Origin of the sequence: Streptomyces griseorubiginosus, from assembly GCF_001514195.1 — a bacterium.
Classification (GTDB): domain Bacteria; phylum Actinomycetota; class Actinomycetes; order Streptomycetales; family Streptomycetaceae; genus Streptomyces; species Streptomyces griseorubiginosus.
The window spans coordinates 464,878-490,633 of record NZ_KQ948734.1 but is presented as its reverse complement, the minus strand read 5'-3'; the positions used below and the strand labels follow the sequence as shown (position 1 = coordinate 490,633).

27 protein-coding genes are annotated in these 25,756 nt (G+C 71.0%); 14 read left to right on the top strand and 13 right to left on the bottom strand.

Annotated elements, in window-relative coordinates:
• Positions 1 to 35 precede the first annotated feature (35 nt).
• Positions 36 to 428: a hypothetical protein gene (locus AQJ54_RS02265; RefSeq protein WP_174857053.1), complete on the bottom strand. Its 393-nt coding sequence runs from the start codon at positions 426 to 428 to the stop codon at positions 36 to 38.
• Between the two features lie 224 nt (positions 429 to 652).
• Here AQJ54_RS02265 and AQJ54_RS02260 point away from each other — a divergent pair, with 224 nt between their 5' ends.
• On the top strand, positions 653 to 1,114 hold the full coding sequence (locus AQJ54_RS02260; protein WP_062233335.1) for a hypothetical protein: 462 nt from the start codon (positions 653 to 655) through the stop codon (positions 1,112 to 1,114).
• 62 nt (positions 1,115 to 1,176) lie between these two features.
• On the opposite strand, the gene AQJ54_RS02255 is transcribed toward AQJ54_RS02260, so the two are convergent.
• The 4 genes from AQJ54_RS02255 to AQJ54_RS02240 form a co-directional block, all read right to left on the bottom strand.
• Entirely contained in the window at positions 1,177 to 1,773 is a 597-nt protein-coding gene (locus AQJ54_RS02255) for a hypothetical protein (RefSeq protein WP_062233332.1), read from the bottom strand.
• A gap of 75 nt (positions 1,774 to 1,848) precedes the next feature.
• Positions 1,849 to 2,397, bottom strand: coding sequence for a hypothetical protein (locus AQJ54_RS02250; protein WP_062233329.1), 549 nt, complete (start codon positions 2,395 to 2,397; stop codon positions 1,849 to 1,851).
• A 169-nt stretch (positions 2,398 to 2,566) separates the two neighbouring features.
• Positions 2,567 to 3,349: a DUF4328 domain-containing protein gene (locus tag AQJ54_RS02245; RefSeq protein WP_062233325.1), complete on the bottom strand. Its 783-nt coding sequence runs from the start codon at positions 3,347 to 3,349 to the stop codon at positions 2,567 to 2,569.
• A 153-nt stretch (positions 3,350 to 3,502) separates the two neighbouring features.
• Entirely contained in the window at positions 3,503 to 5,173 is a 1,671-nt protein-coding gene (locus AQJ54_RS02240) for a beta-N-acetylhexosaminidase (protein WP_062234835.1), read from the bottom strand.
• A 155-nt stretch (positions 5,174 to 5,328) separates the two neighbouring features.
• Here AQJ54_RS02240 and AQJ54_RS02235 point away from each other — a divergent pair, with 155 nt between their 5' ends.
• From AQJ54_RS02235 to AQJ54_RS02215, 5 genes are all read left to right on the top strand, one after another.
• Positions 5,329 to 5,841, top strand: coding sequence for a 2-oxo-4-hydroxy-4-carboxy-5-ureidoimidazoline decarboxylase (locus AQJ54_RS02235; protein WP_062023651.1), 513 nt, complete (start codon positions 5,329 to 5,331; stop codon positions 5,839 to 5,841).
• A gap of 253 nt (positions 5,842 to 6,094) precedes the next feature.
• The gene (gene sdhC / locus AQJ54_RS02230) at positions 6,095 to 6,475 is read left to right on the top strand and encodes a succinate dehydrogenase, cytochrome b556 subunit (RefSeq protein ID WP_007384241.1); all 381 of its coding nucleotides are present in this window, start codon (positions 6,095 to 6,097) and stop codon (positions 6,473 to 6,475) included.
• A gap of 5 nt (positions 6,476 to 6,480) precedes the next feature.
• On the top strand, positions 6,481 to 6,963 hold the full coding sequence (locus AQJ54_RS02225) for a succinate dehydrogenase hydrophobic membrane anchor subunit (RefSeq protein ID WP_062023650.1): 483 nt from the start codon (positions 6,481 to 6,483) through the stop codon (positions 6,961 to 6,963).
• Positions 6,964 to 6,985: 22 nt separating this feature from the next.
• The gene (gene sdhA / locus AQJ54_RS02220) at positions 6,986 to 8,740 is read left to right on the top strand and encodes a succinate dehydrogenase flavoprotein subunit (protein WP_030316956.1); all 1,755 of its coding nucleotides are present in this window, start codon (positions 6,986 to 6,988) and stop codon (positions 8,738 to 8,740) included.
• Positions 8,740 to 9,519 carry a succinate dehydrogenase iron-sulfur subunit gene (locus AQJ54_RS02215; RefSeq protein ID WP_030316959.1) on the top strand — a complete coding sequence of 260 codons (780 nt, stop codon included), beginning with the start codon at positions 8,740 to 8,742 and terminating at the stop codon, positions 9,517 to 9,519. Before sdhA ends, AQJ54_RS02215 begins: the two co-directional genes overlap by 1 nt.
• A 63-nt stretch (positions 9,520 to 9,582) precedes the next feature.
• Here AQJ54_RS02215 and AQJ54_RS02210 read toward each other — a convergent pair whose 3' ends face one another.
• Complete coding sequence (locus AQJ54_RS02210) at positions 9,583 to 10,023, bottom strand: hypothetical protein (protein WP_062233322.1); 441 nt, start codon at positions 10,021 to 10,023, stop codon at positions 9,583 to 9,585.
• 40 nt (positions 10,024 to 10,063) lie between these two features.
• On the opposite strand from AQJ54_RS02210, the gene AQJ54_RS02205 reads away from it, so the two are divergent.
• Positions 10,064 to 10,846 carry a hypothetical protein gene (locus AQJ54_RS02205; protein ID WP_062233319.1) on the top strand — a complete coding sequence of 261 codons (783 nt, stop codon included), beginning with the start codon at positions 10,064 to 10,066 and terminating at the stop codon, positions 10,844 to 10,846.
• Between the two features lie 96 nt (positions 10,847 to 10,942).
• On the top strand, positions 10,943 to 12,226 hold the full coding sequence (locus AQJ54_RS02200; protein ID WP_248845284.1) for a M48 family metallopeptidase: 1,284 nt from the start codon (positions 10,943 to 10,945) through the stop codon (positions 12,224 to 12,226).
• 131 nt (positions 12,227 to 12,357) lie between these two features.
• On the opposite strand, the gene AQJ54_RS02195 is transcribed toward AQJ54_RS02200, so the two are convergent.
• The 4 genes from AQJ54_RS02195 to AQJ54_RS02180 all read right to left on the bottom strand — a co-directional run bounded on the left by AQJ54_RS02195 (position 12,358) and on the right by AQJ54_RS02180 (position 16,425).
• Complete coding sequence (locus tag AQJ54_RS02195; RefSeq protein ID WP_062233314.1) at positions 12,358 to 14,838, bottom strand: DUF4132 domain-containing protein; 2,481 nt, start codon at positions 14,836 to 14,838, stop codon at positions 12,358 to 12,360.
• Between the two features lie 2 nt (positions 14,839 to 14,840).
• Positions 14,841 to 15,233, bottom strand: coding sequence for a hypothetical protein (locus tag AQJ54_RS02190; RefSeq protein WP_062233310.1), 393 nt, complete (start codon positions 15,231 to 15,233; stop codon positions 14,841 to 14,843).
• Between the two features lie 198 nt (positions 15,234 to 15,431).
• Complete coding sequence (locus AQJ54_RS02185) at positions 15,432 to 15,776, bottom strand: DUF2752 domain-containing protein (protein ID WP_062233307.1); 345 nt, start codon at positions 15,774 to 15,776, stop codon at positions 15,432 to 15,434.
• An 88-nt stretch (positions 15,777 to 15,864) separates the two neighbouring features.
• Positions 15,865 to 16,425, bottom strand: coding sequence for a TM2 domain-containing protein (locus AQJ54_RS02180; RefSeq protein ID WP_062233304.1), 561 nt, complete (start codon positions 16,423 to 16,425; stop codon positions 15,865 to 15,867).
• Positions 16,426 to 16,551: 126 nt separating this feature from the next.
• On the opposite strand from AQJ54_RS02180, the gene AQJ54_RS02175 reads away from it, so the two are divergent.
• The 4 genes from AQJ54_RS02175 to AQJ54_RS02160 all read left to right on the top strand — a co-directional run bounded on the left by AQJ54_RS02175 (position 16,552) and on the right by AQJ54_RS02160 (position 18,770).
• Complete coding sequence (locus AQJ54_RS02175) at positions 16,552 to 16,962, top strand: VOC family protein (RefSeq protein ID WP_062233301.1); 411 nt, start codon at positions 16,552 to 16,554, stop codon at positions 16,960 to 16,962.
• Between the two features lie 106 nt (positions 16,963 to 17,068).
• Positions 17,069 to 17,464, top strand: coding sequence for a hypothetical protein (locus tag AQJ54_RS02170; RefSeq protein ID WP_020135659.1), 396 nt, complete (start codon positions 17,069 to 17,071; stop codon positions 17,462 to 17,464).
• Entirely contained in the window at positions 17,461 to 17,955 is a 495-nt protein-coding gene (locus tag AQJ54_RS02165; RefSeq protein WP_062233298.1) for a thiol-disulfide oxidoreductase DCC family protein, read from the top strand. The genes AQJ54_RS02170 and AQJ54_RS02165 overlap by 4 nt, the downstream gene beginning before the upstream one ends.
• A gap of 11 nt (positions 17,956 to 17,966) precedes the next feature.
• Positions 17,967 to 18,770, top strand: a complete 804-nt coding sequence (locus tag AQJ54_RS02160) for a TetR family transcriptional regulator (RefSeq protein WP_079069693.1) — start codon at positions 17,967 to 17,969, stop codon at positions 18,768 to 18,770.
• Positions 18,771 to 18,775: 5 nt separating this feature from the next.
• Here AQJ54_RS02160 and AQJ54_RS02155 read toward each other — a convergent pair whose 3' ends face one another.
• Positions 18,776 to 21,214, bottom strand: a complete 2,439-nt coding sequence (locus AQJ54_RS02155; protein WP_062233292.1) for an MMPL family transporter — start codon at positions 21,212 to 21,214, stop codon at positions 18,776 to 18,778.
• A gap of 163 nt (positions 21,215 to 21,377) precedes the next feature.
• On the opposite strand from AQJ54_RS02155, the gene AQJ54_RS02150 reads away from it, so the two are divergent.
• The gene (locus AQJ54_RS02150; RefSeq protein ID WP_062233290.1) at positions 21,378 to 22,079 is read left to right on the top strand and encodes a response regulator transcription factor; all 702 of its coding nucleotides are present in this window, start codon (positions 21,378 to 21,380) and stop codon (positions 22,077 to 22,079) included.
• Positions 22,076 to 23,533 carry a sensor histidine kinase gene (locus AQJ54_RS02145; RefSeq protein ID WP_062233287.1) on the top strand — a complete coding sequence of 486 codons (1,458 nt, stop codon included), beginning with the start codon at positions 22,076 to 22,078 and terminating at the stop codon, positions 23,531 to 23,533. The genes AQJ54_RS02150 and AQJ54_RS02145 overlap by 4 nt, the downstream gene beginning before the upstream one ends.
• An 87-nt stretch (positions 23,534 to 23,620) precedes the next feature.
• On the opposite strand, the gene AQJ54_RS02140 is transcribed toward AQJ54_RS02145, so the two are convergent.
• Both AQJ54_RS02140 and AQJ54_RS02135 read right to left on the bottom strand, forming a co-directional pair.
• Positions 23,621 to 24,019 carry an ATP-binding protein gene (locus AQJ54_RS02140; protein ID WP_062233284.1) on the bottom strand — a complete coding sequence of 133 codons (399 nt, stop codon included), beginning with the start codon at positions 24,017 to 24,019 and terminating at the stop codon, positions 23,621 to 23,623.
• A gap of 134 nt (positions 24,020 to 24,153) precedes the next feature.
• Positions 24,154 to 25,710: an ABC transporter substrate-binding protein gene (locus AQJ54_RS02135; protein ID WP_062233281.1), complete on the bottom strand. Its 1,557-nt coding sequence runs from the start codon at positions 25,708 to 25,710 to the stop codon at positions 24,154 to 24,156.
• Positions 25,711 to 25,756: the final 46 nt, after the last annotated feature.

Here is a 25,756-nt window from a genome sequence, read left to right as displayed (position 1 = left end):
CGTCGTTCACCGGACGGCGACGGCGATCGGCGTGGTCATCGCCGTACGGCACCCGTGGCGTCCCGGCACAGCAGCCGCAGTGAGCCGTCGCCGACGAAACAGCGGCGGGCCTCGTCCACCGGGTCCCAGAGGCGGCCGTCGGGCGTGCGGACCCAGTACTCGCCGCCGGTCGTCCACCACTCGGCGCCGGTCTGACGGACCACGACCTCACCGGCGTAGGCGCCGAACCCGCGCAGCACGGTCTCGACGGCGGCGTACGGCGCCCCCTCCCGGCGTATCTCCTCGATGAGCCGGTCGACCCGCCACAGGCTCTGCGCGGAGTAGTCGAGCCGGACCCGGGCACCCTCACGCAGGGCGGACACCGCGTCGGCCGCCCAGCGCACGGGTCTGGCCGCGGCGGCGGGCCGGTGGGCCCGGTGGGTGTGCACGTCGGCGGTCGAACGGGCTGTCGCATGAGCGGTCACATCAGTCGTCACACGGGTGACAGCGCTCCGAAGGGGCCGCGCGTCACACGATCCGGGGGGCTTCGGCGACATCGGCGCAGGACCGACGCACCTTCACCGCAACGCCCTTCGGACGGTCACAGGACCCTTTCGCTCCCGAGGTTGACGCCGGAGTGACGCTTCGGTGCCTCCGTGCGCTCCTGTCTCTGATGAGTGACTACTTCCATCTCCGCGCGGTGCCGCCCTCGGCCCTGCGCAACAGCGCCAACTGGTTGCAACGGCTGTTCGAGGACGACTGGGACGCCGTACGCGAACGCATCGGCCGCCACCGTGAGGAGGTGCTGGACAAGTCCTATCTGGACCACGAACTCCTCTACACCGGCGCCGAGGTGGTCCTGGGCGGGCTGCCGGTCTACCCCGCCGACCACGACAAGCCGCCCTTCCTCCTGCTGACCGCGGCCAGGACGCACCAGGTCTCGTCATACCTGGGGGCCGCCGACTTCGAGGCCCTGTGGCGGCTCGCCCGCGAGGAGTTGCTGCCGAGGTACGGCGGGGCGGGTGCCGAGCGGGAGGCGCGGGGGGTGTTCGCGGCGGCGCACCGGGACCTGACGGCGTTCTACGGTCAGACGGCCCGGTACGGGGACGCGGTCGTCAAGTGGCTGCTCCCGTGAGGGCGCTCGCCCCGGCGCTCGCCTCGCCGCTCTCCCGGCCCTCTCCGCCCCCCTCCGTCCCTTCACCCCTTCCGCCGGCTCCTCCGTGACACCACCGCGCGCAGTACCCGGCGGCCCTCCGTGGACACCTCCAGGGCGGGACGCACGCCGGCCGGGCCGTGGCCGGCGAGGAGTTCCAGGACGGTGATCTGACGCCGGAGTTCGGCGGCGACGAGGGGCGACATGCCCTCCGTACGGCCCTCGCGGCGCTCGTCGAGCGAGCCGGCGGTGTCCTTCAGGGGGTCGAGCAGTTGGTGGATCCGCAGCGCGGCGACCGAGCAGGCGTCGGCCCATGCCCGCAGCTCGGCACCGGACCGCGCGGCCGGCGCGGCCTCCAACATCCGCCGGGCCAGTGACACGGCCTCGTCCGCACCGGCGCCCTCGGGGACGGCCTCCGCCGCCGACCCGAACTCCCCTCCCTCGCCCAGCTTTCCGCGAGCCTGGTCCAGAAGTTCGGCCCACTGTTCGGGGCGGCCGTTGTCGGTCGCGAGGGCGGCCCACAGGGGGCGCAGCACCTCGTCGTCGCCGCCGAGCAGCGGTACGCAGCGATCCAAACAAGCCAACCCGCTGGCCGCCAGCCCGCGCTCGTCGGCCTGGCCGATCAGCTCCACCAGACTCATCCACGCCTCCCTCGCGAGCGGCGTTCCCTCACGGAACCCGCACTTCCCCTTACTGCGTGCGATGGCCCGGGAGTGTCACAGGGGCACCACACCGAGTCGGTCGAGCATACGGAAGAAGAGGTTTTCGGCCAACGGGTCGGGTTCGGAGGTCAGTACGTCAAGGAGCGGTTCCTCGGCCACCACGTGCCCCGCCTCCGCCGCCCAGGCGACCGCCCGCGCGGCCGCGTCCCCGGGCTCCAGGAAGTAGTCGTCCAGGGCGAGTCGGTCCCTGTGGGAGTCGCCGGAGTCGTCGGAGTCGTCGGAGTCGTCGGAGTCGTCGGTCCCGAGATACCGGGCCATGGCGCCGCGGGCCAGACAGGTCGTCCAGCCCCCGCTCTCCGGGCCCGCCGCCTCGACCACCACCGACGCGCTGTCCATGACGTAACCGAACAGCGCGGGCGAACCGGTCTCCCGGGCGAGGGAGTTCATGTTTCCGACCTCGCCCTCGCCGCTCGCGTACTCCCAGACCTGCCATCCGTCGGGCGCCGACTCCCGCAGGACCAGGCCCTCGACTCCGACCAGCGCGTCCAGTCCGTCCAGCGGCCGCTCCGAGCGGCCCACGACGAAGTAACCCCAGTAGCCCATCCCCGGTCCCCCCGGCTGCTCGGTACGGTTAGGGCCCGAATACACCACATCCGTACGGCGGTTCACAGGGGGCGGACCAGATCCGTCAGACCGCGGCGGCCACCGTGGGTCCCCGCCGGGCCTTCCGTCAGACCGCGGCGGGCACGGTGGGCCCTCCCCCGGCCTTCCGTCAGACCGCGGCAGGCGCCGTGGGCCCCCGCCGGGCCTTCTCGTCCTGCATCCGGGTCAGTCGCAGCACCATCGCGGCGGCGACCAGGGCGGCGGCGAGGTCGAGCGCGTCCGCGAACAGCAGCTGGCGCGTGGTGTCGTGGATCTCCGCGGAGGTTTCGGCTTCCCCCGCCAGGTTGGCGAGGAACCGCCCGACGACGTTCGTCAGGAGCCACAGCGTCCACCAGACGTTGACCAGCGCATGTCCCCTCGGCCGGTCGCCCACGCTGCTCGCGTCCCAGACGTCGAGCACGATCCGGCGCGGGTACCACAGGCTCACGAACGGCACGATCCAGCCCGCGATCACCCAGCCGCGCGCCTGGCGGTGCCCGTCCGGGGCGAACACCTCGGCGTTGACCCGCACCCGCCAGAGCCAGATCACGAAGACGACGGCGCAGGCCAGCAGCACGACAAGCTGCGCGCCGGCCGCCAGCCCGGTCAGTACGTCCGACGTGTCGGCCCGGTCCAGCACCGCGGCCCCGCTGTCCCCCGCGGCGAGGTCGCCGGTGACGTCGTACCGCAGGTAGTCCGCGACGACGGCGAAGAGGTCGACGGCGGCGGCGACGCCCAGGAGCGCCACGGTGGCCCACCCGAGCCCGACCGGCGAGCGCAGCCAGACCTTCGGCGTGCCCGCTCCGGGCGTGCCGGCGCCGGGCGGGGCCGCGAAACCGGCGGGCGTGGCGCACACGGTGCACAGGACACCGTCCGGTTCCGCTTCGAAGTGATGGCAGCGCGAGCAGAGCATGGTGATCCCCCGAGGTGTTGCACAAGCTGGGCCGCGAGTGAGCCGAGCGGTGGATGAGCGGCAGACCGCGCAGGTTCTCCCCAGAGCCTCACGCGCGGCATGCGGAACATACGGTCCGCCGGCCCCGTACGTCCACCACGAATCGCGGGCCGCTCAACCCAGCCGGTCGCCCAGCGCCTTGAACTGCGTCCAGGTCAGGGCGGGCTTGCGCGGATCCCACAGCTTCTGGGCGGTCGCCCGCAGCGGCATCCGGACACCGGCCGCGACCTGGTCCTGCGTCTGCGCGTTCGGGAAGTCGCACCACACCGCGAAGTACCCGCCGAGGATCTGGCCGTCGTACTTCGAGGAGACGGCCGTCGTGCCGCGCACCACCCGCGGGGTCCACTGCTCGTAGATCCGCTGGCCCCTGGGATAGAAGAACTTGTTGGGCTGCCCGAGGACGTAGTAGAGGAACTCGTCGTTGTAGTTGACGACCTTGCGTCCCGCGCTCAGGTACTCCACCGGCTGCCGGGCGCCGATCTCCTTGCCCGTCCAGTAGGCGACCCGGATGTCGCCGGCGGGCCGCACGGACGTACCCCGGAAGAAGCCGTCGTTCCAGGCCAGCGGCGTCTTGCCCGCGGCCCGGACGGTGTCCGCGCGGTCGTTGAGCCACCCCGTCGTCAGGTCCGCGACCGTCCCGCCCGCCCCGTAGGCCTTCTGGGCGGCGGCGGCGAGCTGGGGGTAGGTCGCCGCCGGGTTCGACACCATCAGCGCCCGGTACTCGTCCCCGCCGAGATGCCAGTCGGAGCCGGGGAACAGGTCGGCGTACTCCTTGAGCAGGTCGTCGACGATCTGGGCGGCCGCGGGCTTGGAGATGTCGATGGTCCCCTGCGGCGCGTTCCCGGCCGCGCTGCGCAGCTGGAGCTCGGGGTGGGCCGCGATGACCGCGCCCAGGTGCCCGGGCGAGTCGATCTCCGGTACGACGGTGATGTGCCGCTGCGCCGCGAGCGCGACGATCTTCCGCACCTGCGCCTTCGTCAGGTGCTGCTTGGAGACGATCTCGGGGTGCGAGTCGGACGCGATCCGGAATCCCTGGTCGTCGGAGAAGTGCAGCTGGAGCCGGTTGTACTTCAGATCGCCGAGCTCCCTGACCCGGTCCTCGATCCAGCCCGCCGTGAAGCTCTTGCGGGCCATGTCCAGGGAGAACCCGCGCACCGGCTTGGCCGGCTGGTCCCGTACGACGCCCTCCGGGGCCGTACCGCCCCCGTGCACCTCCTGCTTGAGCGTGCGGGTGCCGTAGAACACGCCCGCGTCGTCCGGCCCGCTGATGTCGACCCGCCCGCCGCGCACGGTCATGCGGTACGACTCCGGGGCCGCCCCGGCACCGTGGTCGAGAGCCAGTCGTACGTCCCCGGCGCGCACGTCGTCCTTCTTCCCGGCGTACGTCAGCCCCAGCTCACCGGCGACGAGCCGCCCCTCGTCGGCGAGGCCGGCGTCGTTCACGACCACCCGCCGCCCGGCGGCGGGCCGCCAGCCGGGGCCGCGCGCCGGGGTGTGGGCGCGGACGGCCGGGATGGTGCGCGGGGTGGTGGACAGCGCGTACGAGCGGGTGGGACTCGGCGTCGGGTTCTGCCTCGGCGCGGCGGCGGACGCCGACTGCGACGGCGCGTGCCGATCGGCTCCCGCCTGCGTCTCCGCCTGCGCGGACCCGGCGGGGGCGCTGTCGTCGTGGCCCGTCCACAGCCCGAGGCCCACCCCGGCCGCCACGGTCACGGCGACCGCTCCGGTGATCAGCCCTCTCGTCCGCCTCGTCTGCTTCTCCGGTCGCTTCCTGTGCTGGCTCACACCCTCCACGCTAGGGCCTCAGCAGAAAAGGCGCGTCCACCGCACGTTCCGAAACTCTCCCTTGCGGGTGAAATTCGGGCATCCGTCGGACAGGTCATGTCCACACTCGATAACGTGACGTCACACCGCTCACAGCTTCCCCTGCCGAAACACACGTGACGCCCACACACACTTCTGGCCGAGTGGCCATACCGTCCCTGCCCACGGTTCTGGACGCCTTCAACATCGCCCCCGCCGCCGAGGCCCGGGGCCTCCTCCTGGACTGCCTGCGCAGCCTCCGCTGGGCCGAGCGCATCGCGGCCCACCGCCCCTACCCGACCGTGGAGGCGCTCCTGGCGGCCTCCGACGAGGCGGCGTACGACCTGACGTCCGCGGACCTCTCCGAGGCCCTCGCGGCCGAGACGCTCCCGCTGCTCCCGGAGGGTGCCTACTCGCCGGCCCACATGGCCATGGACGCGGCCCACGCCGCGTACGAGGCCCGCTTCGGCCACGCCTTCGTGATCTGCCTGGACGGCCTGCCCGCCGACGAGGCCCTGGACCACGTCCTGGCAGGCATCCGGTCACGATTGACAAACGATCCGGAGGAGGAACGGGTGGTGGCGGCGGAGGAGCTCCGTCGCGTCGCGAGAGGCCGTCTGGTGTCTTCCCTAAGGGGCGCGGGGCTGTAGTCGATGTGCGGCTACCGCCGCGTGGGCGCGACAAGCCCCCACGGCGCCGCACCCGGCACACAACAGTCCAGACCACCTCATTAGCCGCCCGGTTACCCCATCTGCGTGCCACTTCGATCACACCGGTAGGCCCCCCGTAAGGCTTCAGCCACCGCTTGGATAGCATGCTGGGGGCCGGTGGACCGTACCCGGCCGGGCCCGACCGACAGACCAAGCCGGCGCGGCCCCAATCCCCGCTCCCGGAGGGACTTCCGTGCCGGCTGGAACGCTGTACCGCGGCCGGGAAGGAATGTGGTCCTGGGTGGCTCACCGAGTCACCGGCGTCCTCATCTTCTTCTTCCTGTTCGTTCACGTGCTGGACACCGCTCTCGTCCGCGTCTCGCCCGAGGACTACGACAAGGTCGTAGCCACGTACAAGACCCCGCTCGTCGCGTGCCTGGAGTACGGCCTCGTCGCCGCCATCCTCTTCCACGCGCTCAACGGCCTGCGCGTCATCGCCGTCGACTTCTGGTCGAAGGGCCCGCGCTACCAGAAGCAGATGCTCTGGTCCGTGGTGGGCCTGTGGGTCGTCCTCATGATCGGGGCGATCTACCCCGTCCTCGGCCACGCCGCTCGTGAACTGTTCGGGAGCTGATACCGATGGCGACCACTGAAACCACCGCTTCCGGCATCGGCCCCGTCGAGGGCTCCTCCGGTTACGGCGTCGACAACCCGGCGCCCCTGATCGAGGCTCCGCGCAAGCGCACCAAGAAGACCCCGCGCTCGACCCGCGGCAACTTCGAGATGGCCGCGTGGCTGTTCATGCGGCTGTCCGGCATCGTGCTGGTCGTCCTGGTCATCGGGCACCTGCTGATCCAGCTCGTGCTGGACGGCGGCGTCTCGAAGATCGGCTTCGCGTTCGTGGCCGGCCGTTGGGCCTCCCCGTTCTGGCAGGTCTGGGACCTGCTGATGCTGTGGCTCGCGATGCTGCACGGCGCCAACGGCCTGCGCACGATCATCAACGACTACGCGGAGCGCGCCAACACCCGGCTGTGGCTCAAGGGCCTGCTCTACACGGCGACGGTGTTCACCATCCTGCTGGGCACGCTGGTGATCTTCACCTTCGACCCGAACATCCGCTAGGCACGGGGCTGAGGAATTCCTGATGAAGATCCACAAGTACGACACCGTCATCGTCGGCGCCGGCGGCGCCGGCATGCGCGCCGCGATCGAGTCGACGAAGCGCAGCCGTACCGCCGTGCTGACGAAGCTCTACCCCACCCGCTCCCACACGGGCGCCGCGCAGGGCGGCATGGCCGCCGCGCTGGCCAACGTGGAGGAGGACAACTGGGAGTGGCACACCTTCGACACGGTCAAGGGCGGTGACTACCTGGTCGACCAGGACGCCGCCGAGATCCTGGCGAAGGAGGCCATCGACTCGGTCCTCGACCTGGAGAAGATGGGCCTGCCGTTCAACCGCACCCCGAACGGCACGATCGACCAGCGCCGCTTCGGCGGTCACAGCCGCAACCACGGCGAGGCCCCGGTCCGCCGGTCCTGCTACGCGGCCGACCGCACCGGCCACATGATCCTCCAGACGCTGTACCAGAACTGCGTGAAGGAGGGCGTGGAGTTCTTCAACGAGTTCTACGTCCTGGACCAGCTGATCACCGAGGTCGACGGCGTCAAGAAGTCGGCCGGTGTGGTGGCGTACGAGCTGGCGACCGGCGAGATCCACGTCTTCCAGGCGAAGGCCGTGATCTACGCGTCCGGCGGCTGCGGCAAGTTCTTCAAGGTGACGTCGAACGCGCACACGCTGACCGGTGACGGCCAGGCCGCCGTCTACCGTCGCGGGCTGCCGCTGGAGGACATGGAGTTCTTCCAGTTCCACCCGACCGGCATCTGGCGCATGGGCATCCTGCTGACGGAGGGCGCCCGCGGTGAGGGCGGCATCCTCCGCAACAAGGACGGCGAGCGCTTCATGGAGAAGTACGCGCCGGTCATGAAGGACCTCGCGTCCCGTGACGTCGTGTCCCGCTCCATCTACACGGAGATCCGTGAGGGCCGCGGCTGCGGTCCCGAGGGCGACCACGTCTACCTCGACCTCACGCACCTCCCGCCGGAGCAGCTGGACGCCAAGCTCCCGGACATCACGGAGTTCGCGCGCACCTACCTCGGTATCGAGCCGTACACGGACCCGATCCCGATCCAGCCCACCGCGCACTACGCCATGGGCGGCATCCCGACGAACGTCGAGGGTGAGGTCCTGGCGGACAACACCACCGTCGTCCCGGGCCTGTACGCGGCCGGCGAGGTCGCGTGCGTCTCGGTGCACGGTGCGAACCGTCTGGGCACGAACTCGCTGCTGGACATCAACGTGTTCGGCCGCCGTGCCGGTATCGCGGCGGCGGAGTACAGCCAGAAGGCGGACTTCGTCGAGCTGCCGGAGGACCCGGCTTCGCTGGTCGTCGGGCAGGTCGAGGCGCTGCGCAACTCGACCGGCACCGAGCGCGTGGCGGTCCTGCGCCGCGAGCTCCAGGAGACCATGGACGCCAACGTGATGGTGTTCCGCACCGAGCAGACGATCAAGACGGCGGTCGAGAAGATCGCCGAGCTGCGTGAGCGCTACAAGAACGTGGCGATCCAGGACAAGGGCCGTCGTTTCAACACGGACCTGCTGGAGGCCATCGAGCTCGGCAACCTGCTGGACCTCGCCGAGGTCATGGCGGTCTCCGCGCTGGCCCGCAAGGAGTCCCGCGGCGGTCACTACCGCGAGGACTACCCGAACCGCGACGACGTCAACTTCATGCGCCACACCATGGCGTACCGCGAGGTGGGCGACGACGGAGCCGAGTCGATCCGTCTCGACTACAAGCCGGTCGTCCAGACCCGCTACCAGCCGATGGAGCGTAAGTACTGATGGCAACCCCTGTTCTGGACAAGAAGGACGCGGCCGGCGAGCCCGAGCCCGGTTTCGCCGACTCCCCGTACATCACGGTCACCATCCGGGTGCGCCGGTTCAACGCCGAGGTCTCGGCGGAGGCGGTCTGGGAAGACTTCCAGCTGGAGATCGACCCGAAGGAGCGCGTCCTGGACGCCCTCCACAAGATCAAGTGGGACCTGGACGGCTCGCTGACCTTCCGCCGCTCCTGTGCCCACGGCATCTGCGGCTCGGACGCGATGCGGATCAACGGCAAGAACCGTCTGGCCTGCAAGACGCTGATCAAGGACATCAACCCCGAGAAGCCGATCACGGTCGAGCCCATCAAGGGCCTGACGGTCCTGAAGGACCTCGTGGTCGACATGGAGCCGTTCTTCCAGGCGTACCGCGACGTGATGCCCTTCCTGATCACGAAGGACACCAACGAGCCGACGCGCGAGCGTCTCCAGACGGCCGAGGACCGCGAGCGCTTCGACGACACCACGAAGTGCATCCTCTGCGCGGCCTGCACCTCCTCGTGCCCGGTCTTCTGGAACGACGGCCAGTACTTCGGCCCGGCGGCGATCGTGAACGCCCACCGCTTCATCTTCGACAGCCGTGACGAGGCGGGCGAGCAGCGCCTGGAGATCCTCAACGACCGCGACGGCGTCTGGCGCTGCCGCACGACCTTCAACTGCACGGACGCCTGCCCGCGCGGCATCGAGGTCACGAAGGCGATCCAGGAAGTGAAGAGGGCACTGATCACGCGCCGCTTCTGATCGCCTTTCTGCTACGGCGAGTTGGGCCCCGTTCCCCGGTCTGCACCGGGGCGGGGCCCTTCCTCATTCCTCCGGTCTCAGGCTCCATTCCCGGGCCCCGGCCTTGCGCAGCAGTCGGACAGCCGACTCCGGGTCATCGCAGAGCAGCGGATGCAGGGGCTCGACGAAGGCCCGTTGCCCCACCAGGGACTTCTTCATCTGCTTGAGGTTGCGGGCGCTGTAGGAGACGGTGCCGCGCTTGTCGACGACGCCCGCGGCGATGGCGAGTTTCTCGATCCCCACCGTGAACCAGATGTCCGGCGTCCGAAGGCCTGCGGCGGTGCGCAAAGATCCGCCTTCCGACATGTCCAGGTAGATCCGGTACCCGACGGCCCCTCGCGTATAGGTCGAGACGGGCAGCACCTGTTCGGTCTCGACCGGCCCCTCCAGGCCCAGCCTCTCCGCGAGTTCCGTGTACGCCTCGCGCACATCGGCGAAGAAGACCTTCGGCATGGACACGGTCATTCCGACCCCTCCCCCGCGATCAAGACACCAGACTGACGCCATGGCACTCAAGAGAAAATCCGCCGCCGCGCTGTGCGCCGCCGCGGTACTCCTCGTGATACCCCCCACTGCCTCCGCGACCCCCGACACGCACGTGACTCTGGCCCGGGAGAACTTCGACCGGCTGCCCCTCGGGCCCGTCAGCCAGGGGCGCGACTGGGTCGGCGATACGGCCGGCGGGACCTTGACCGTCGTTCCCGGTGGGGCGGGGCATGGGCGGGAGCTTCGGATTCGTACGGAGGGGAACGGTCTGGCCTTTCTTGTGTTCGACAAGCTCTCGCCTCCCGGCAACAGCTTCTGGGGGCGCGTGCGGCTGCGGGTCGACGGGTTTCCCACCGCGCCCGACTGGGCCCACTGGACCGTCGCCGAGGCGTCGGGAGCGGACTCGCCCACGCTGGTGCGGCCGCTCGGGGGGCAGTACGCGCCGACCGACAACGGGAACTTCTGGGGCGTCGGGTCCGATCTCGGGCCGACCGGGGACTGGACCTCCTGGAAGACCTCCTCGCCCGCGGTCGCCGGGACGTGGCAGTGCGTCGAGTTCCATCTGGACGCCCGCGACAACCGCGTCACCGTGTACTCAGACGGCGTGCGGCGGTCCGACCTGACCGTCTCCACCAAGGTGCACGGGGGCACCGCGGACGACTTCGTCTTCCCGGCCTTCGACAAGCTGAAGCTGGGCTGGCAGCTCTACCAGGCCGACCCGGCCCCCTCGTCGTACGACATCCGTATGGACGACATCGCTCTCAGCACCCGGCGCGTGGGTGGTTGCGGAAACGGAGGCTGAAAAACGGGATTGTGTGCCCGCGCCGGGCGTGATCCACTGCGGCGGTCATGAGTTGAGCGGCCCCTGGGGAGGGGCCAGGGGTCGGGGGAGGCAGCGGTGCGTACCGCTGGAGAAGAGATCGTGTCGTCGTGCCCGCAGTGCGGGGTGGAGATCCGTTCCGACAGACGGTTCACCACGTGGTGCGCGGCCTGTGACTGGAACGTGGATCCACAGGGGCCCGACGGGCGCAAGCGCGGGCTGGACGGCGTGCGTCGCCGGATCGCCCAGCGGTACGGCGTGCGCCTGTTCGACGAGTTGAACGGCGAGGGCGGGGGCGGGTCGGCCGGGCGTACGGTGCCTGGTCTGCTCGCCTTCGCGCTCGCGCTCGCCGTGCACGGCCTGACCCTCGTCCTGGCCGCGATCGGGCTGCTGGGCGTGATCCGCGGCTGGGGCGGGCTCGGTATGGCGTTCGGGCTGTTCCTGCTGGCGCTGGCCTGGTCGCTGCGGCCGCGGCTGAACCGGCTGTCCGACGACGACCGCGTCCTGCTGCGCGCGGACGCGCCCGAGCTCTACGCGCTGGTCGACGAGGTCGCCGCCGCCCTGGGCACCCGGAGCGTGGACACCGTCGTGGTGGACGTCGACGCCAACGCGAGTGTGACCCAACTCGGTCTGCGGCGGCGGCTCCTGACCCTGGGGCTGCCGCTGTGGGAGGTGCTGAGCCCGCAGCAGCGGATCGCACTCCTCGGGCACGAGCTCGGCCACTTCACCCACGGCGACACCCGGCACGGCATGGTGGTGGGCACCGCGTGCAGATCGCTGGGCACCTGGCTCTACTACGTCCAACCGACGCCCAACCCGAACGTCATCCAGGCCATCACCAACCTGGCCTGTGTCCCGCTGCGTCTGCTCATCACCGGCGTCCTGGCCCTGCTCGACCTGCTGACCGCGCGGGCCTCCCAGCGCGGTGAGTACCTGGCCGACGCGGCGGCGGCCCATGCCGGGTCCACCGAGGGCGCGGTGGGCCTGATGGACCGCCTCATGGTCACCGACTCGATCGTCACCACCCTGCACCGCGAGACCAACAGCCGCCGGATGCGCGGTTCGGGGCGCGGCGGACGGCATGACGGAGACGGCCTGTGGGAGGCGCTCGCCGCCCACCTTGACTCCGTGCCGGAGTCCGAGTTCGAACGGCAGCGCAGGGTCGGGGCGCTGCGCGGGCACAGCGTCGACGCCACCCACCCGCCGACCCATCTGCGCCGGCGGCTCCTGCTGAGCGGCGCACCGGCGTCCGCCGCGGTGACTGCGGGCGACTCCCGGACGGAGCGCATCGCCGGGGAACTGGCGGAGGTCCGCGGCACGCTGGCCCGCGAAGTCGTCAGGGACGGTTACGGAAACCTGTGACGGCGACCCGCTTCCCGATGGCCCCGGTGACGGCGACCCGCTTCCCGATGCACCCGGTGACGGCGGCCCCCTTCACCCGGTGACGGCAGCCCCCCTCCCGCTTCCCGCCGCCCCGGCGCCGCGTACGGGGGTCACAGCTGGCTCAGGATCGTCGGGTCGGTGATCTTGGTGTCGGCCGCCAGCATCATCGCCTTGCTGAGGATGACCGCGAGCATGCGGTCGCCCTCGTAGGGCAGGTAACCGGTCTGCGGGGAGGCCGGGGCGGACTTCGGGACGATGCAGAGGTACTGGTCGTTCGGGGTGCGGAGGATGTTGCCCGAGCCCAGGTGGATCTTGTACGTGTGGCGGTCGCCCTTGACGTGGAGGAAGCGGCCCTCCAGGGTGCAGCGGTCGGCTATCGCGAGCCTCGGGATCAGGCGGTCCAGGAGAAGCCGACGGGTCTCGGCGCTCTGGTTGAGCTCTCCGAATCCGTACGACGTCCAGTACTCCTGGAAGCGGCCGCCGGGGCCGCCGTCCTGCCAGGTGGGGTCGTTGCCGACGCTGGCCACGCCGACGAACAGGTCGACGTCGCGCAGGACCTCGGACAGGACCAGGGGCGGAATGTCGGTCAGGGGCAGGGGCTCCACCGGCTCGGCGCCGTCCCGCAGCCACATGCGGTACTCGCCGCCCCCGCAGTGCGCTGAGTTCTCCGGGGCGTCGATCGGGTAGAAGCGGACCTGGTCGGTGCGCAGCCGCAGGTAGCTGCCGGAGTCGGTGATGTCCGAGTAGTCCGCGCCGCCGTCCCCCTCGATCCAGTACTCGGCCCGCAGGCCCCACCGGGGCAGGTTGCGGGAGGGCGGTGGCGCCTCGTCGTCGACGGCCAGCCGGAGCTTGTTGCGCCAGCCCCGCACCGCCGCCAGGGAGTGGAACTGGTGCTGGCGCAGGACGTGGGCCGCGAAACGGTTGGAGTAGGTGCCCGTGGCGCGCTCGGCGTCCGTCAGCAGGTAGACCTCGCGGTGGGCCTGCTTGAAGGGCTGTGTGACGCCGTGCCGCTCCAGCCAGTCGCGCCAGGCGACGATCTCGGCGGGGGTGTGGTCCACCGGGTGCCAGAGGCGCACTTCGGTGCCCTCGGTGACCGGGGTGTCCGCGAGGGTGCGCAGGGCGCCTTCGGCGTGGCCGACCGTGGTGCCGTCGACCGTCCACAGCAGGCGCCGGGCGAGGGTGCCGACCAGGGGGTGGTCGAGGTAGCGCTCGCGCCAGGTGGCGTAGGACCAGGTCCGGTCCGCGAGGAACTGGCGGTCCAGGCGCTCGCTCTGGGCCGAGAGCATCTTGTCGATGTCCTTGGCGGCCGCCTTGAGTTCCTTCAGGTCCTCGGCGTGGTCGCGCCGGACGGCCGCGGGGACGCTCTTCACGGCCTTGCCGCTCGCGTTGCGCCAGGTCAACACGGCCTTCGTGCCCTGGACTTCGAGGACCGCGGTGACCTCCCCGAACCGGTGCTCGGCGCGTCCGACCTCGGTCAGGCCGTAGGCGGGTACCGCGAGTTCCTCGATCTCCTCGCGGCTGAGGCCGAGAGCCGCGGCGCGGGTCTCCAGGGCCGCGTCGAGCAGCTTCAGGGTGTTCTTGTACGTCACCCGGGTGGCCAGGCGGGCGAGTTCGGCGAGGGCGGCCTCGCTGTCGATGCGGGCCAGCGCGTTGACACCGGCGTTGGCGACCTTCGGGTTGCGGGGGCCCAGGCCGGCGACCTTCTTGAGGGAGGTCTCGACCAGGGCGCCGAGGGCGCGGGCGGTGTCGGGGTGGGGCGGGAGCAGGGAGAGCAGCCAGGCCAGGCCCCGGAGGGCGTTGGCGTTGTAGGGGTCGTAGGCGCTGTTGACGTCCGGTTCGTACGTGCCGCGTTCCAGTTCGAGGGTGCGGGGGCGGCCGACGAGGGCGAGCCAGGTGAGCACGGTCTCGCGGACGCGGTCGGGACCGAGAGAGGTGCTCAGGGCCGTAGTCAGGGTCGTCGCCCGTTGGTCCCACTTGGCGTTGGGTTTGGCGGCGGTGGCGGTGGCGGCATGGGCCAGCAGGGCCTGCCAGTCGGAGTCGTCGGCCGCGTCGCTCAGGGCCTGGTCGGCCCAGGCCTCACCGACGTTGACGGGTGGTTCGGTCAGCTTCTTGGCCGTCCGGAGCAGGTCCTCGTTCTGGTAGGCGTGCGTGACCGAGCGGCGGACGGTGGCGACGACCGCGGGAGGGATCGGTCGGCCCGCGGCGAGCTCGGCCTCGACGAGGTTCTCGTAGTGGGCGCTGTACCAGAAGGAGTGTTGGCGGGCGATCTGGTCAAGCAGAGCCAGGCGCTCCGCGAGCAGGCGGTCGTGCGGTGGCAGGTCGCGGGAGACGATGCCGAGCAGGATCAGCGCGTTCTCCCGGGCTTTCGGGCCCGCCTGCTCCGAGTGGTACTGCGCCACGAGGCCGTCGGCGACCCGCGACCGCCCCTCCGGGGGCAGCCGGCGTACACGGTCCAGTACGCCGTCCCACAGCCCGGCCCAGTTGCCTTGGTTGGCGACGGCGGCCTTGAGCAGGTCGACGGCCAGCCCCTCAAGGTCGTCCTCGGCGACCCGGCGGCCGACCAGCTCCTTGTACCTCTGGATCTCGCCCATGGTCAGCCACCCACCAGCGGGACGAGCTTGAGGAAGGTGACCTCGGTGCCGAGCATGAGGTCGATCTCCTCGTCGAGCTCGGTGACCTGGTGGTCGCCGACCAGCACCAGGAAGCCGTTGCCGGCGAAGGCCTTGAGGGCGAGCTCGGTCTGGGTCTCGGGATCTATGCGGCGGGGCGTGCGCAGGGCGTAGCCGTTCAGCACGCGTTCGGTGTCCTCGGGCTGGACCAGGCCCTGGAAGACCGCGGGCGTACGGGCGTTGTACTCGGCTACCTCCTGGAACACCCGGCGCCGGATCAACTCCCGTACGGCGAGCCGCTCCTCGGCGATCTCCAGCCCCCAGCCGTCACTACGGCTCCCGCTTGTCGTCTCGTCGACGAACATCACGATTCCCATGCCGAGACAGTACGAGCCACCACTGACAACGGGGCTGTGAGGAGGGTGAGCGGCCCGTGGAGCGGGCGCGAAAGGCCGACGGTCCCGTCGTGGCGCACGTGGACTGCACCCCCCAGGGGCGCGGGGAACTGCGCGACCAGCCCCCACGCGGCCGCGCCCGCCCCACAACCGCACCCGGCAAATGGTCAGGCCCGCCCGCTACACGATGTTGCGCGCCACCGTCCACGTCACCGCCACCGCGAGGACGACCAGCTGGGCCCGGGGGCTCAGCGTGGGGCGCCAGTGGCGGCCGTGCAGGCCCTCCCACGCCCAACGGCCCAGCAGGTACAGCGCGTACGGCGAGGCCAGCAGCAGGGCCCGGTTGTCCAGCCAGGCCTCGGTGAAGTGGCCGTGCATCAGGTCGTACACCATGCGGGTGCCGCCGCAGGCCGGGCAGAGCAGACCGGTGAGCATGCGGAACGGGCACTGCGGCAGGAGGTGGCCCGGCTCGTGCGGGTCGGTGCGGTAGAGGTAGGCCGCGCCGACGGCTCCCGCGGCGAGCACCGCCGAGGGTGCCGCGGCGGGGTGGCGGAGCGGTGAGCGCCGTACAGGCCGCGGGGGCGCCGCCGGCCCGGTCCCGGCGCCCTGCGTCCTAGCTGCGGAGGATCCGGCCGTGTTCATCGGTGTGGTCGTTCCCGGTGAGCAGGAGGATGCCGTCGATCAGCGACCAGACGCCGAGCCCGCCGCAGGTGAAGAGCTGTGCGAGCCCCATGCCGACGTTGCCCAGGTAGAAGCGGCCGACGCCGAAGCCGCCGAGGGTGAGCTGGAGGATGCCCGCGATGACCTTCGACTTGTCGGAGTACGGCCGTCCGTACGGGTCGTAGCCGTAGGGGGCGTTGGGGTCTCCCGTGTAGGTCCCCGGGGGCGGGTAGTAACCCGGCGGCGGGAACCCGGGAGGCGCGTAGCCGGGGGGCGGGTATCCCTGCTGCTGGTGATCCTGCGACTGGTATCCCGGCGGCCCCTGCGGCGGACCCTGCTGGTATCCCGGCGGCCCCTGCGGCGGACCCTGCTGGTATCCCGGCGGCCCCTGCGGCGGACCCTGCTGGTATCCCGGCGGTCCCTGCGGCGGACCCTGTTGCTGGAAGCCCTGCGGGGACTCCTTCCGCGGCCCCTGCTGGGGATCCTGCTGCTCGTGACCCTGCTGCTCGCTCAAGGGGGACTGCTCCTGGGGACCTAAGCGGGACGACCCGCGAAAAGACGACAATGCGCCCGGTCATCATGCCCGACGGACACCGCGTCGCAGAAGCCCGTTCGAGGACTCCCGGCTTAATCTGACGACATGTCAGATGACGAGTCGTACGAACTGCTCGGTTTCGACAACGTGCTGCTGCCCGTCGGGAACCTCGGCGAGGCCGTCTCCTTCTACGAGCGCGCGGGCTTCACGGTCGGATTCCGGCTCGACGAGGCCGGGATCGCGCTGCTGAAGGTCGGCGCCGAGACACCCGGGATTCTGCTCCGCCAGGAGGAGGGGCTCGGGCACCGACCGCCCCCGTGGCCCGCCACGCGCGTGTGGCTGGAGGTTCCGGACGCCCGGGCCGCCGCCCGGGAACTGTGCGCGGCGGGCATCGGAGTGCTCGACGAGGTCTTCTCCGTGGCCACCGGCTGGACGGCCGAGATCGCCGACCCCTGGGGGAACGTCCTCGGGTTCACCGACTACACCAAGCGCCCGGCGCTCGCCCGGCGAGCCTGAGGCCCAGGTCAGGCACTGCCCCCTCCCCTTGAGTTGAACATGTTCAAAAGCAGGTCTAGAGTCATCCCTGTCAGCTTTTTGAACATGTTCAAGAAGGGGGAGGCGCATGGACCGCACGGTCGTCGCCTACGTCATCTACCTCGTCGTCAGCATCGCCCTGACCGTCTGGGTGGCCCGCACGCTCAGCCGCAACGGACGGGTCTTCCTCGCCGACGTGCTGCGCGGCAACGAGAAGCTCGCCGACGCCGTCAACCACCTCCTGGTGGTCGGCTTCTACCTCGTGAACCTCGGGTTCGTCGCGCTGTACCTCAGTGGCGACGGGACGATCGAGGACACCCGAGGCGTCTTCGAGGCCCTGTCGACCAAGCTGGGCGTCGTGCTGCTGGTGCTCGGCGTGATGCACCTGGCCAACGTGTACGTCCTCAACCGGATCCGCAGGCGGGGTGCCCTGGAGCGGGAGCAGGTGCCGCCGGTCGCGCCCCAGGACTGGGTCCAGGCGTGAACGGCGGCACCACGGCGGACCGCACCCCGGTCCGCCGGCTCACCGTCCTGTACGACGCCGAGTGCTCGCTGTGCGCCTTCCTGCGCGGCTGGCTCGTACGACAGCCGCAACTGGTGCCGCTGGAGCTGGTCCCGGCGGGGTCCGAGGAGGCCCGGCGGCGGTTCCCGGGGCTCGACCACGGCACCACCCTGGAGGAGATCACCGTCGTCGGTGACGCGGGGCAGGTCTACCGCGACATGGCCGCGTGGATCGTGACCCTGTGGGCGCTGCGCGAGCACCGGCCGCTCGCCCACCGGCTCAGCACCCCGTCCGGGGCGCGGCTGGCGAGGGGCGCGGTGCTCGCCGCCGCCAAGTGGCGGGGCGCGCAGTGGCAGAAGGGCCAGTGGGGCGGCACGGTGTACCGCCGCTCGGACGGCTGGGCGTACGACCCCCGCCGGGGCTGGTTCCACACCCCGCCGGGCTGTGCGGGCGACAGCTGTGCCACTGGCTAGGCTCTCTTGTCGTGCCTGCGAACAACGACCCCGCCAGCAACGACCCTGCGAACAACAAGCCTGCGAACAACGAGCCTGCGAGCAACGACGGCCCCCGAGAGGGCGCTCCCCCGAGTGCTTCGAGCAAGTCCGAGCAGACTCGCGCGCTGATCCTGGAGACGGCCATGCGGCTGTTCCAGGAGCGGGGGTACGACAAGACGACCATGCGGGCCATCGCCCAGGAGGCCGGGGTCTCCGTGGGCAACGCGTACTACTACTTCGCGGGCAAGGAGCACCTGATCCAGGGCTTCTACGACCGGATCGCCGCCGAGCACCAGGTGGCGGTCCGGGAGGTGCTGGCCCGGGAGAGCGACCTGGAGGCGCGGCTCGCGGGCGTGCTGAAGGTCTGGCTGGACATCGCGCAGCCGTACCACGAGTTCGCCGTGCAGTTCTTCAAGAACGCCGCCGATCCCGACAGCCCGCTCAGCCCCTTCTCCCCGGAGTCGGAGCACGCGCGCGTGGAGGCCATCTCGGTGCACCGGGAGGTGCTGCGGGGCGCGACGAGGACCAAGGTGCCCGAGGAACTCCGGGACGTGCTGCCCGAGTTGCTGTGGCTCTCCCAGATGGGTCTCGTCCTGTACTGGATCTTCGACCGCACGGAGGGCCGCGAGCGCAGCTACCGGCTCGCGGAGCGCGGTGCCCGGCTCACCGCGCGGGGCGTGTCACTGGCCCGCTTCCGGGTGCTGCGGCCGCTCGTGCGGGAGGTGCACGAGCTGTTCACCGACTTCCTGCCGGGGATGACGAAGGTGATGCCGAGCCCCGGCGGGAAGCCCTAGTCACGTCAGTTGACGGCGTCGACCTCGCCCTCGGCCAGTTCGACGTCGTACACCAGCGGCCCCTCCCCCACGACGACGTGCCGCGCGCGCGAGCCGTACGAGGGAGCCGCGGCCGCCAGCAGATACGTCCCCGGTGCCGGGACCGAGACGATGTAGGAACCGTCGGCCAGCGAGACCACGCGGTCCAGTTGACGGCCCCCGGCCGACAGCAGGGTCACGGACGCGCCCTCCACCGGGTCCCCCTCGGTCGTACGGACGTAGCCGTGGACGGCCGAGGCGGGACCGCCGTCCGCACCGGCCCCGGCGCGGGTGTCGGCGGCGCCCGCCGCTGTGGAGGGCAACGCCTCCTCCTTCGGTTCCACCGCGAGGTGCGGCAGCCGCTTCTCCAGCCACCCGGGCAGCCACCAGTTGGCGTTGCCGAGCAGATGCATCGCGGCCGGCACCAGGGCGGTGCGCAGGATGAACGCGTCCAGGGCGACGGCGGCGGCGAGGCCCACGCCCGCCATGGCGGCGCCCGAGTCACCGCTGAGGACGAACGCCATGAACACGCAGACCATGATCAGGGCGGCGGAGTTGATGACCCGGCTGGTCTCCGCGAGGCCGACGCGCACCGCGCGGGCGTTGTCGCGGGTGTGCACCCACTCCTCGTGCATACGGCTCACCAGGAAGACCTGGTAGTCCATCGAGAGCCCGAAGAGCAGGGACAGCATGATGACCGGCAGGAAGGCGTTGATCGGCCCCTCCTTGCCGAGACCGAGCAGTTCCAGGCCCCAGCCCCACTGGAAGATCGCGACCAGGACGCCGAAGGAGGAGGCGGCGGCGATCAGGTTCATCAGGGCGGCTGTCAGCGGCACCACCAGCGAGCGGAAGGCGACCAGCAGGAGCAGGAAGCCGAGTCCGATGATCGTCGCGATGAACAGTGGCAGACGGTCGCCCGTGACGGTGGAGAAGTCCTTGGACACGGCCGTCACCCCGCCCACGTGGGCCTCCACGCCGGCGGCGGGGATCACGTCGTCCCGCAGCCGGTCGATCAGCCGGTCCGTCTCCACGGACTGGGGTGAGGTCGTGGGCACGACCTGGATGACCGTCACGCCCCGCGCGGGCGGCAGCGCGGCCACCTGGGCGACCCCGGGCGTGTCCTGGAGGCCCTTGACCAGGGCGCTCGTCTCGCCGCCCTCGGTGACCACCTGGAGCGGTCCGTTGAAGCCCGGTCCGAAGCCCTCGGCGAGCAGGTCGTAGGCCTTCCTGGTGGTCGTCGAGGCGTCGTCGTTGCCCTGGTCGGTGGCGCCGAGGCGGAGCGACAGCACGGGAACGGCCAGCACGGCCATGAAGACCAGGGCGAGCGCGGCGATCCTGCGGGGACGCTTCTCGACGGCCGTCGACCAGCGGGCCGCCAGACCCGAGGCGCCCTCGGACTCCGGGCCCTGGGCGGCCAGCCTGCGCCGCTGGCGGCGGCTGAGCACGCGCGGGCCGAGGAAGCCGAGCAGGGCCGGCAGGAGGGTGGTGGCGGCCATGACGCTCAGCACCACGGTCAGCGAGGTGCCGATCACCACGCCGTCCAGGAAGCGCAGGCGCGTCACCAGCATGCCGGCCAGCGCGATGCAGACCGTGCCGCCCGCGAACAGCACCGCACGGCCCGAGGTGTTGAGGGCAGTGACCGCGGCCTCCTCGGGGTCCAGGCCCCGCTGGATGCCCTTGCGGTGCCGGGTGACGATGAACAGGGCGTAGTCGATGCCGACGCCGAGGCCGATCAGGGAGGCCAGCAGCGGGGCGATGTCGGGGACGTCGGTGGTGTGGCTGAGCAACTGCGTGGCGAACAGGCCCGTGCCCACGCCGAAGACGGCGATCGCGATCGGCAGCGTCATGGCGAAGAACGAGCCGAAGGCCAGGAACAGCACGACGGCGGCCGCGACGATGCCGACCCCCTCCGACAGCCCCTGCGGCGGCTCCTGCACCCGCTGGATCGCCTGGCCGCCCAGCTCCACCTGGAGACCGGCCCGGTCGGCCCCCTGCGCGGTGTCGAGGACGTCCTGGACGAGTTCCTTGGGCACCTCGTTGGCGCGCTTGACGAAGGTGACCTGCGCGTACGCGATGGTGCCGTCCTTGCTGACCTGCCCGGCCCCCCGGGCGTCGTAGGGACTGGTCACGGCCCCGACGCCCGGCATCTTCGCGATGTCGTCCAGGACGGGCCGTATCCGGTCCCGCACGGCCTGGTCCCGCACCGAGCCCTCGTCGACCTTCCAGACCACCGTGTCGGTGTCGCCGGAGGTGTTCGGGAAGGCCTTCTCCATCAGGTCGTACGCGCTCTTGGAGTCCGTGTCGGGCAGGGAGAACACGTTCGCGTAGTTCGTGCCCGCCGTCGAGGCCGAGAAGCCCAGCCCGAACAACGCCCCCACCCACAGCAACAGGACCACCAGCCGGTGCCGATAGCACCAACGTGCCAATGCCGCCACGCTCAACTCTCCTCAGTAGTCGGTCGGTCCCCCAGGTCCTGCGGAACAGGATCGGCGGCGGCACGCACGCGTGGACATGAGACACCCATGACTCTCAAGGAACTCCAAAGGGCGAACCGGCCCGACTGTCAGTGGCCCGGCCGATACTGGGGGCATGACTGGGGGAGAGACGAAGAGTCCGGGCACCGTGCTGGTGGTGGAGGACGAGGAGAGCATCGCCGACGTCCTCGCCATCGCCCTGCGCTACCACCGCTTCGAGGTGATGGTCGCGGGCTCCGTCCGCGAGGCGCTCGCGCTCGCCGAGCGCACCTGCCCGGACGTGGCCCTGCTCGACGTCATGCTGCCCGACGGCGACGGCCGCGCCCTCGGCCGTGAACTGCGCGCCCGCACGCCCGGCCTGGCGCTGGTCTTCCTCACCGCGCGGGACTCCCCCACCGAGATCGTCGGCGCGCTCGGCTTCGGCGACGACTACATCACCAAGCCGTTCAACATCGACGAGGTCGTCGCCCGGATCACCGCCGTGCTGCGCCGCACCCGCCCGGCCGACGTCCTGCCGCAGCGCCCGCCCCTGCGCTACGGCGACCTGGAGCTGGACGAGACGACGTACTCGGTGCACCGCGACGGCCGCACGGTCGAGCTCACCCCCACCGAGTACGCGCTGCTGCGCTTCCTGGTGCGCAACGGCGGCCGGATCGTGCCCAAGGAGCAACTGCTGCGCCATGTCTGGCAGTACGAGCACACCCCGGCCGAGTCGACCGTCGTGGAGACCTACATCAGCTACCTGCGGCGCAAGCTGGACGTCCTGGGCCCGCCGGTGATCACCACCCGGCGGGGTGTCGGATACGGGCTCGCATGAAGGTCCGCCTGTCCCGTCGCCGGCACGGCATCCACTCCCTGCGCGGCAAGCTGACGCTGGCGAATGTGGCGCTGCTCGCGATCGGCATCGTCGCGGCGACCGCCGTGAGCGTGATGGGCATGCGGTACTACCTGCTCGACCAGATCGACAGCCAGCTCATCAAGACCCGGGACTCCCTGGGCGGTTCGGAGCTCACGCTCCGGGAGATCGACTCGCTGAGCATGCTGAGCTTCGTCCGCGACCGGCTCATCCCCGCGCAGGACGGCAGGGACCGCTCGACGGGCACCGTCTTCGCAGCCGTCGACAAGAACGGCAAGCCGGTCGGGATCCTGGGCTTCGATCCGAGCGAGTCCCAGCGGGGCCTGGCGGAGGCGGTGGGCGACCCGAGCGGGCTCGCCGCCGCCTCCCGACCGCACGACGTCACGCTCGACGGCTCCACCTACCGCGCGACGGCGGCCCGGCTGGGCGACGGCACGTACGCCCTGCTCGCCGCACCCACCGACGTCCTGCACCAGGGCGTCGCCAAGGCCGTCCGGCTCGACCTCGCGATCGGCAGCCTGCTGCTCGCGCTGCTGGCCTGTCTGACGATGTTCAGCGTCCGGCGCCGGATGCGGCCGCTGGAGGACATGGTGGAGACCTCGTCGGCGATCGCCGAGGGCGACCTGACCCGGCGCATCCCCTCCAGCTGCGAGGCCACCCTGGAGGTCGAGCAGCTGCGGGTCGCCCTCAACTCCATGCTCCACCAGGTCGAGTCGGCGTACCGCACGCGCGAGCGCAGCGCGGCCCAGCTGCGCAGCTTCGTCGCCGACGCCTCGCACGAGCTGCGCACCCCGCTGTCCGCGATACGCGGCTACCTCCAGCTGTACGACAAGGGCATGCTCTCCGACCCGGACGAGCGGAAGCGGGCCTGGACCAGGGTCCTCGCGGAGACCGACCGGATGGGGCGGCTGGTGGACGAGCTGCTCACCCTGGCCCGCCTCGACCAGCAGCCCGAACTGCGCTTCAGGAACGTCGACCTGAGCCGGCTGGTGCGGGAGGCGGCCGACGATCTGCGGGTGCAGCAGCCCGACCGGCCCGTGGAGGTCGCCGCCGAGGGCGCGCTGCTGGTGCGGGCCGACGAGTCCGGGCTCAGACAGGTGCTGGGCAACCTGGTGGGCAACGTCCGCACCCACACGCCCGCCGAGGTGCCGGTGCGGCTGTGCGTGGAGCGTGCGGACGGGGTCGTGCGGCTGTGCGTCGCGGACCAGGGGCCGGGGCTGTGCGAGGAGGACGCGGCGCGCGTCTTCGACCGGTTCTTCCGGGCCGGCGGCGGCGCGGGCAGCGGTCTCGGGCTGGCGATCGTGCAGGGTGTGGTGCGGGCCCATGGCGGCGAGGTGGCGGTCCGTACGTCCCCGGGCGAGGGGCTGGCGGTGACGGTCACGCTGCGGGACGGGAGGCCGGCGGCCGACGCCTGACGCCGGGCTCTGCCTGGTGGGGGTGCCGGGGGCGGGGGCCGGGTGGGTGGGGGAAGGAGCGGGGGTGTACGGCCGTATCGCTGGAAGTCAGTGGGCGAGGACCAGGGCCCAGACGGTCTTGCCGTGTCTGCCGCGGGCCCAGACGCCCCAGGCCGCGGCGATGTTCTCGACGAGGTGCAGGCCGCGGCCGGTCTCCTCGGACTCGCCGACGACCCGCAGACGGGGTTCGACACGGCCCTCGTCGGAGACCTCTATGAGGCAGGAGCCGTCGGCGAGGGCGGTCACCGCGACCTCGAACTCGCGCTCCAGGAGCGGCCCGTGGCGGACCACGTTGGTGGCCAGTTCCGAGACCAGCAGTACGGCGTCGGCCAGCGCCGGATCGTCCGGCCCGTGCCCCCAGTCGGCCAGGTGGTCACGGACCCGGCGCCGGGCGAGACCGACGGAAGCCGGATGCCGGGGCAGTCGGAAGGAGTTGCGTCTCAGCACGTCGGCTCCTCACCCCACCCACACCTCCGCCACATGGTGCTGCGTCGAGTGGCTGCCCGGCGTCGCTCGGGCGAATGCCGGTTCCGTGGAAATGCGTCAGCCGCCGCGTCGGACATGGCGCGATCGTGTCGGGTTCAGATCCAGTTCAGGCTCCACAGGCGGAAGACTCCGGTGCCGTCCGAGAGGTACTGGCCGCCGCCGACGTCCTCGCTGGTGACGACGTAGTCCTTGGCCTGCCAGAGCGGGATGACCGGGACGTCCTTGGCGATGTCCGACTGGAGGTCCCGGAAGTCCTGTTCGGCCTCGCTGCGGTCGGCGTAGCGTCGGCTGTCCTGAATGAGGTGGTCGACCTCGTTGCTGCTGTACCCGGTGTTCATGGTGCCGTCGCTGCCGACGAGCGGGGAGCCGTAGGTGTCCGGGTCCGGGTAGTCGGCCACCCAGCCGACCGCGTAGGCGTCCAGCTTCCCGCTCGCCCAGCGCTTCTGGAAGTCGGTCCACTCGTAGCCCTTGAGCGTCACCTTGAACAGGCCGCCCGCCTCCAGTTGCTGCTTGAGCTCCTTGGCCTCCGCGGCGGCGGAACCGCTGCTCAGGCCGTAGCCGTAGGTGAAGCTGACCGGGGTCGACACACCGGCCTGGGCGAGCAGCGCCCGCGCCTTCTTGATGTTCGGCTCCGAGTAGGCGTCGAAGAACGACGTGGTGTGGCCGGTGATGCCGGTCGGAATCAGCGAGTAGAGCGGGTCGACGGTCCCCTCGTACACCGAGGCGGCCAGCTGCTCGCGGTTGATCAGCCAGGCCAGGGCCTGGCGCACCTTGGTCTCGTGCAGCGGCCTGCCCGCGCGGGTGTTGAGGTAGAGGTTGCGGATCTCGGAGCTGTCGGCCTCCGAGACGCGCTGGCCGGGGTCGCTCGGATTGAGTCCGGCGAGCACCTGCGGCGGCAGCTGGCGGTAGGCGACGTCGAGCTGCTTGGCCTTCCAGGCGCTGTTGAGCTTGGCCGAGTCGGCGTAGTAGTCGAGTTCGATCGGGCGGCCGGTTTTCTTGATCGCGCCCTGGTAGTTCCCGTTGGGCGCGAGGACCGCCTTCTTGCCCTTCGTGTACGACGTCAGCTCGTACGGTCCGGTGCCGTCGACCTCGTTGTCCTTGCGCAGCGAGTCGGCGGGGTACTTGTGGCTGTCGACGATGGCCCCAGCGCCCGTGGCGAGCTTGAACGGGAAGGTGGCGTCGGGCGAGGACAGCTGGAAGGTGACCGTGCGCCCACTGGCCTGGACCGACTTGAGGGTGTCCAGGAGGGCCGCCGGACCGACGTCCGAGTTGATCTTCTTGACCCGGTCGAAGGAGTACTTGACGTCCTCGGCGGTCATCTCGCGGCCGCTCGGGAACCTCAGGCCCTCGCGCAGCACACAGCGGTAGGTGCGCAGGCCGCTGCCCTGGAAGCCGCAGCTCTGGGCGGCGTCGGGCACGGGTGCGGCGCTGCTCGGCTCGAAGGCCAGCAGCGACTGGAAGACGTTGTTGAACAGCGCCCAGGAGCCGGCGTCGTAGGCTCCTGCCGGATCGAGCGAGGTGACCTCGTCGGTCGTCCCCACCTTGATCGTCCTGCCCGTGCTCCCGTCGGACGGGAGCAGCTGCCAACCGCCTACTCCCACGACCCCCAGAACAAGCAGCGTCGCGAGAATCCGCACGCGAACCGACCGCATCGGTTTGCCCTCCCCGGACCCCTGTGGGTCCCAGTGCACACGCCAC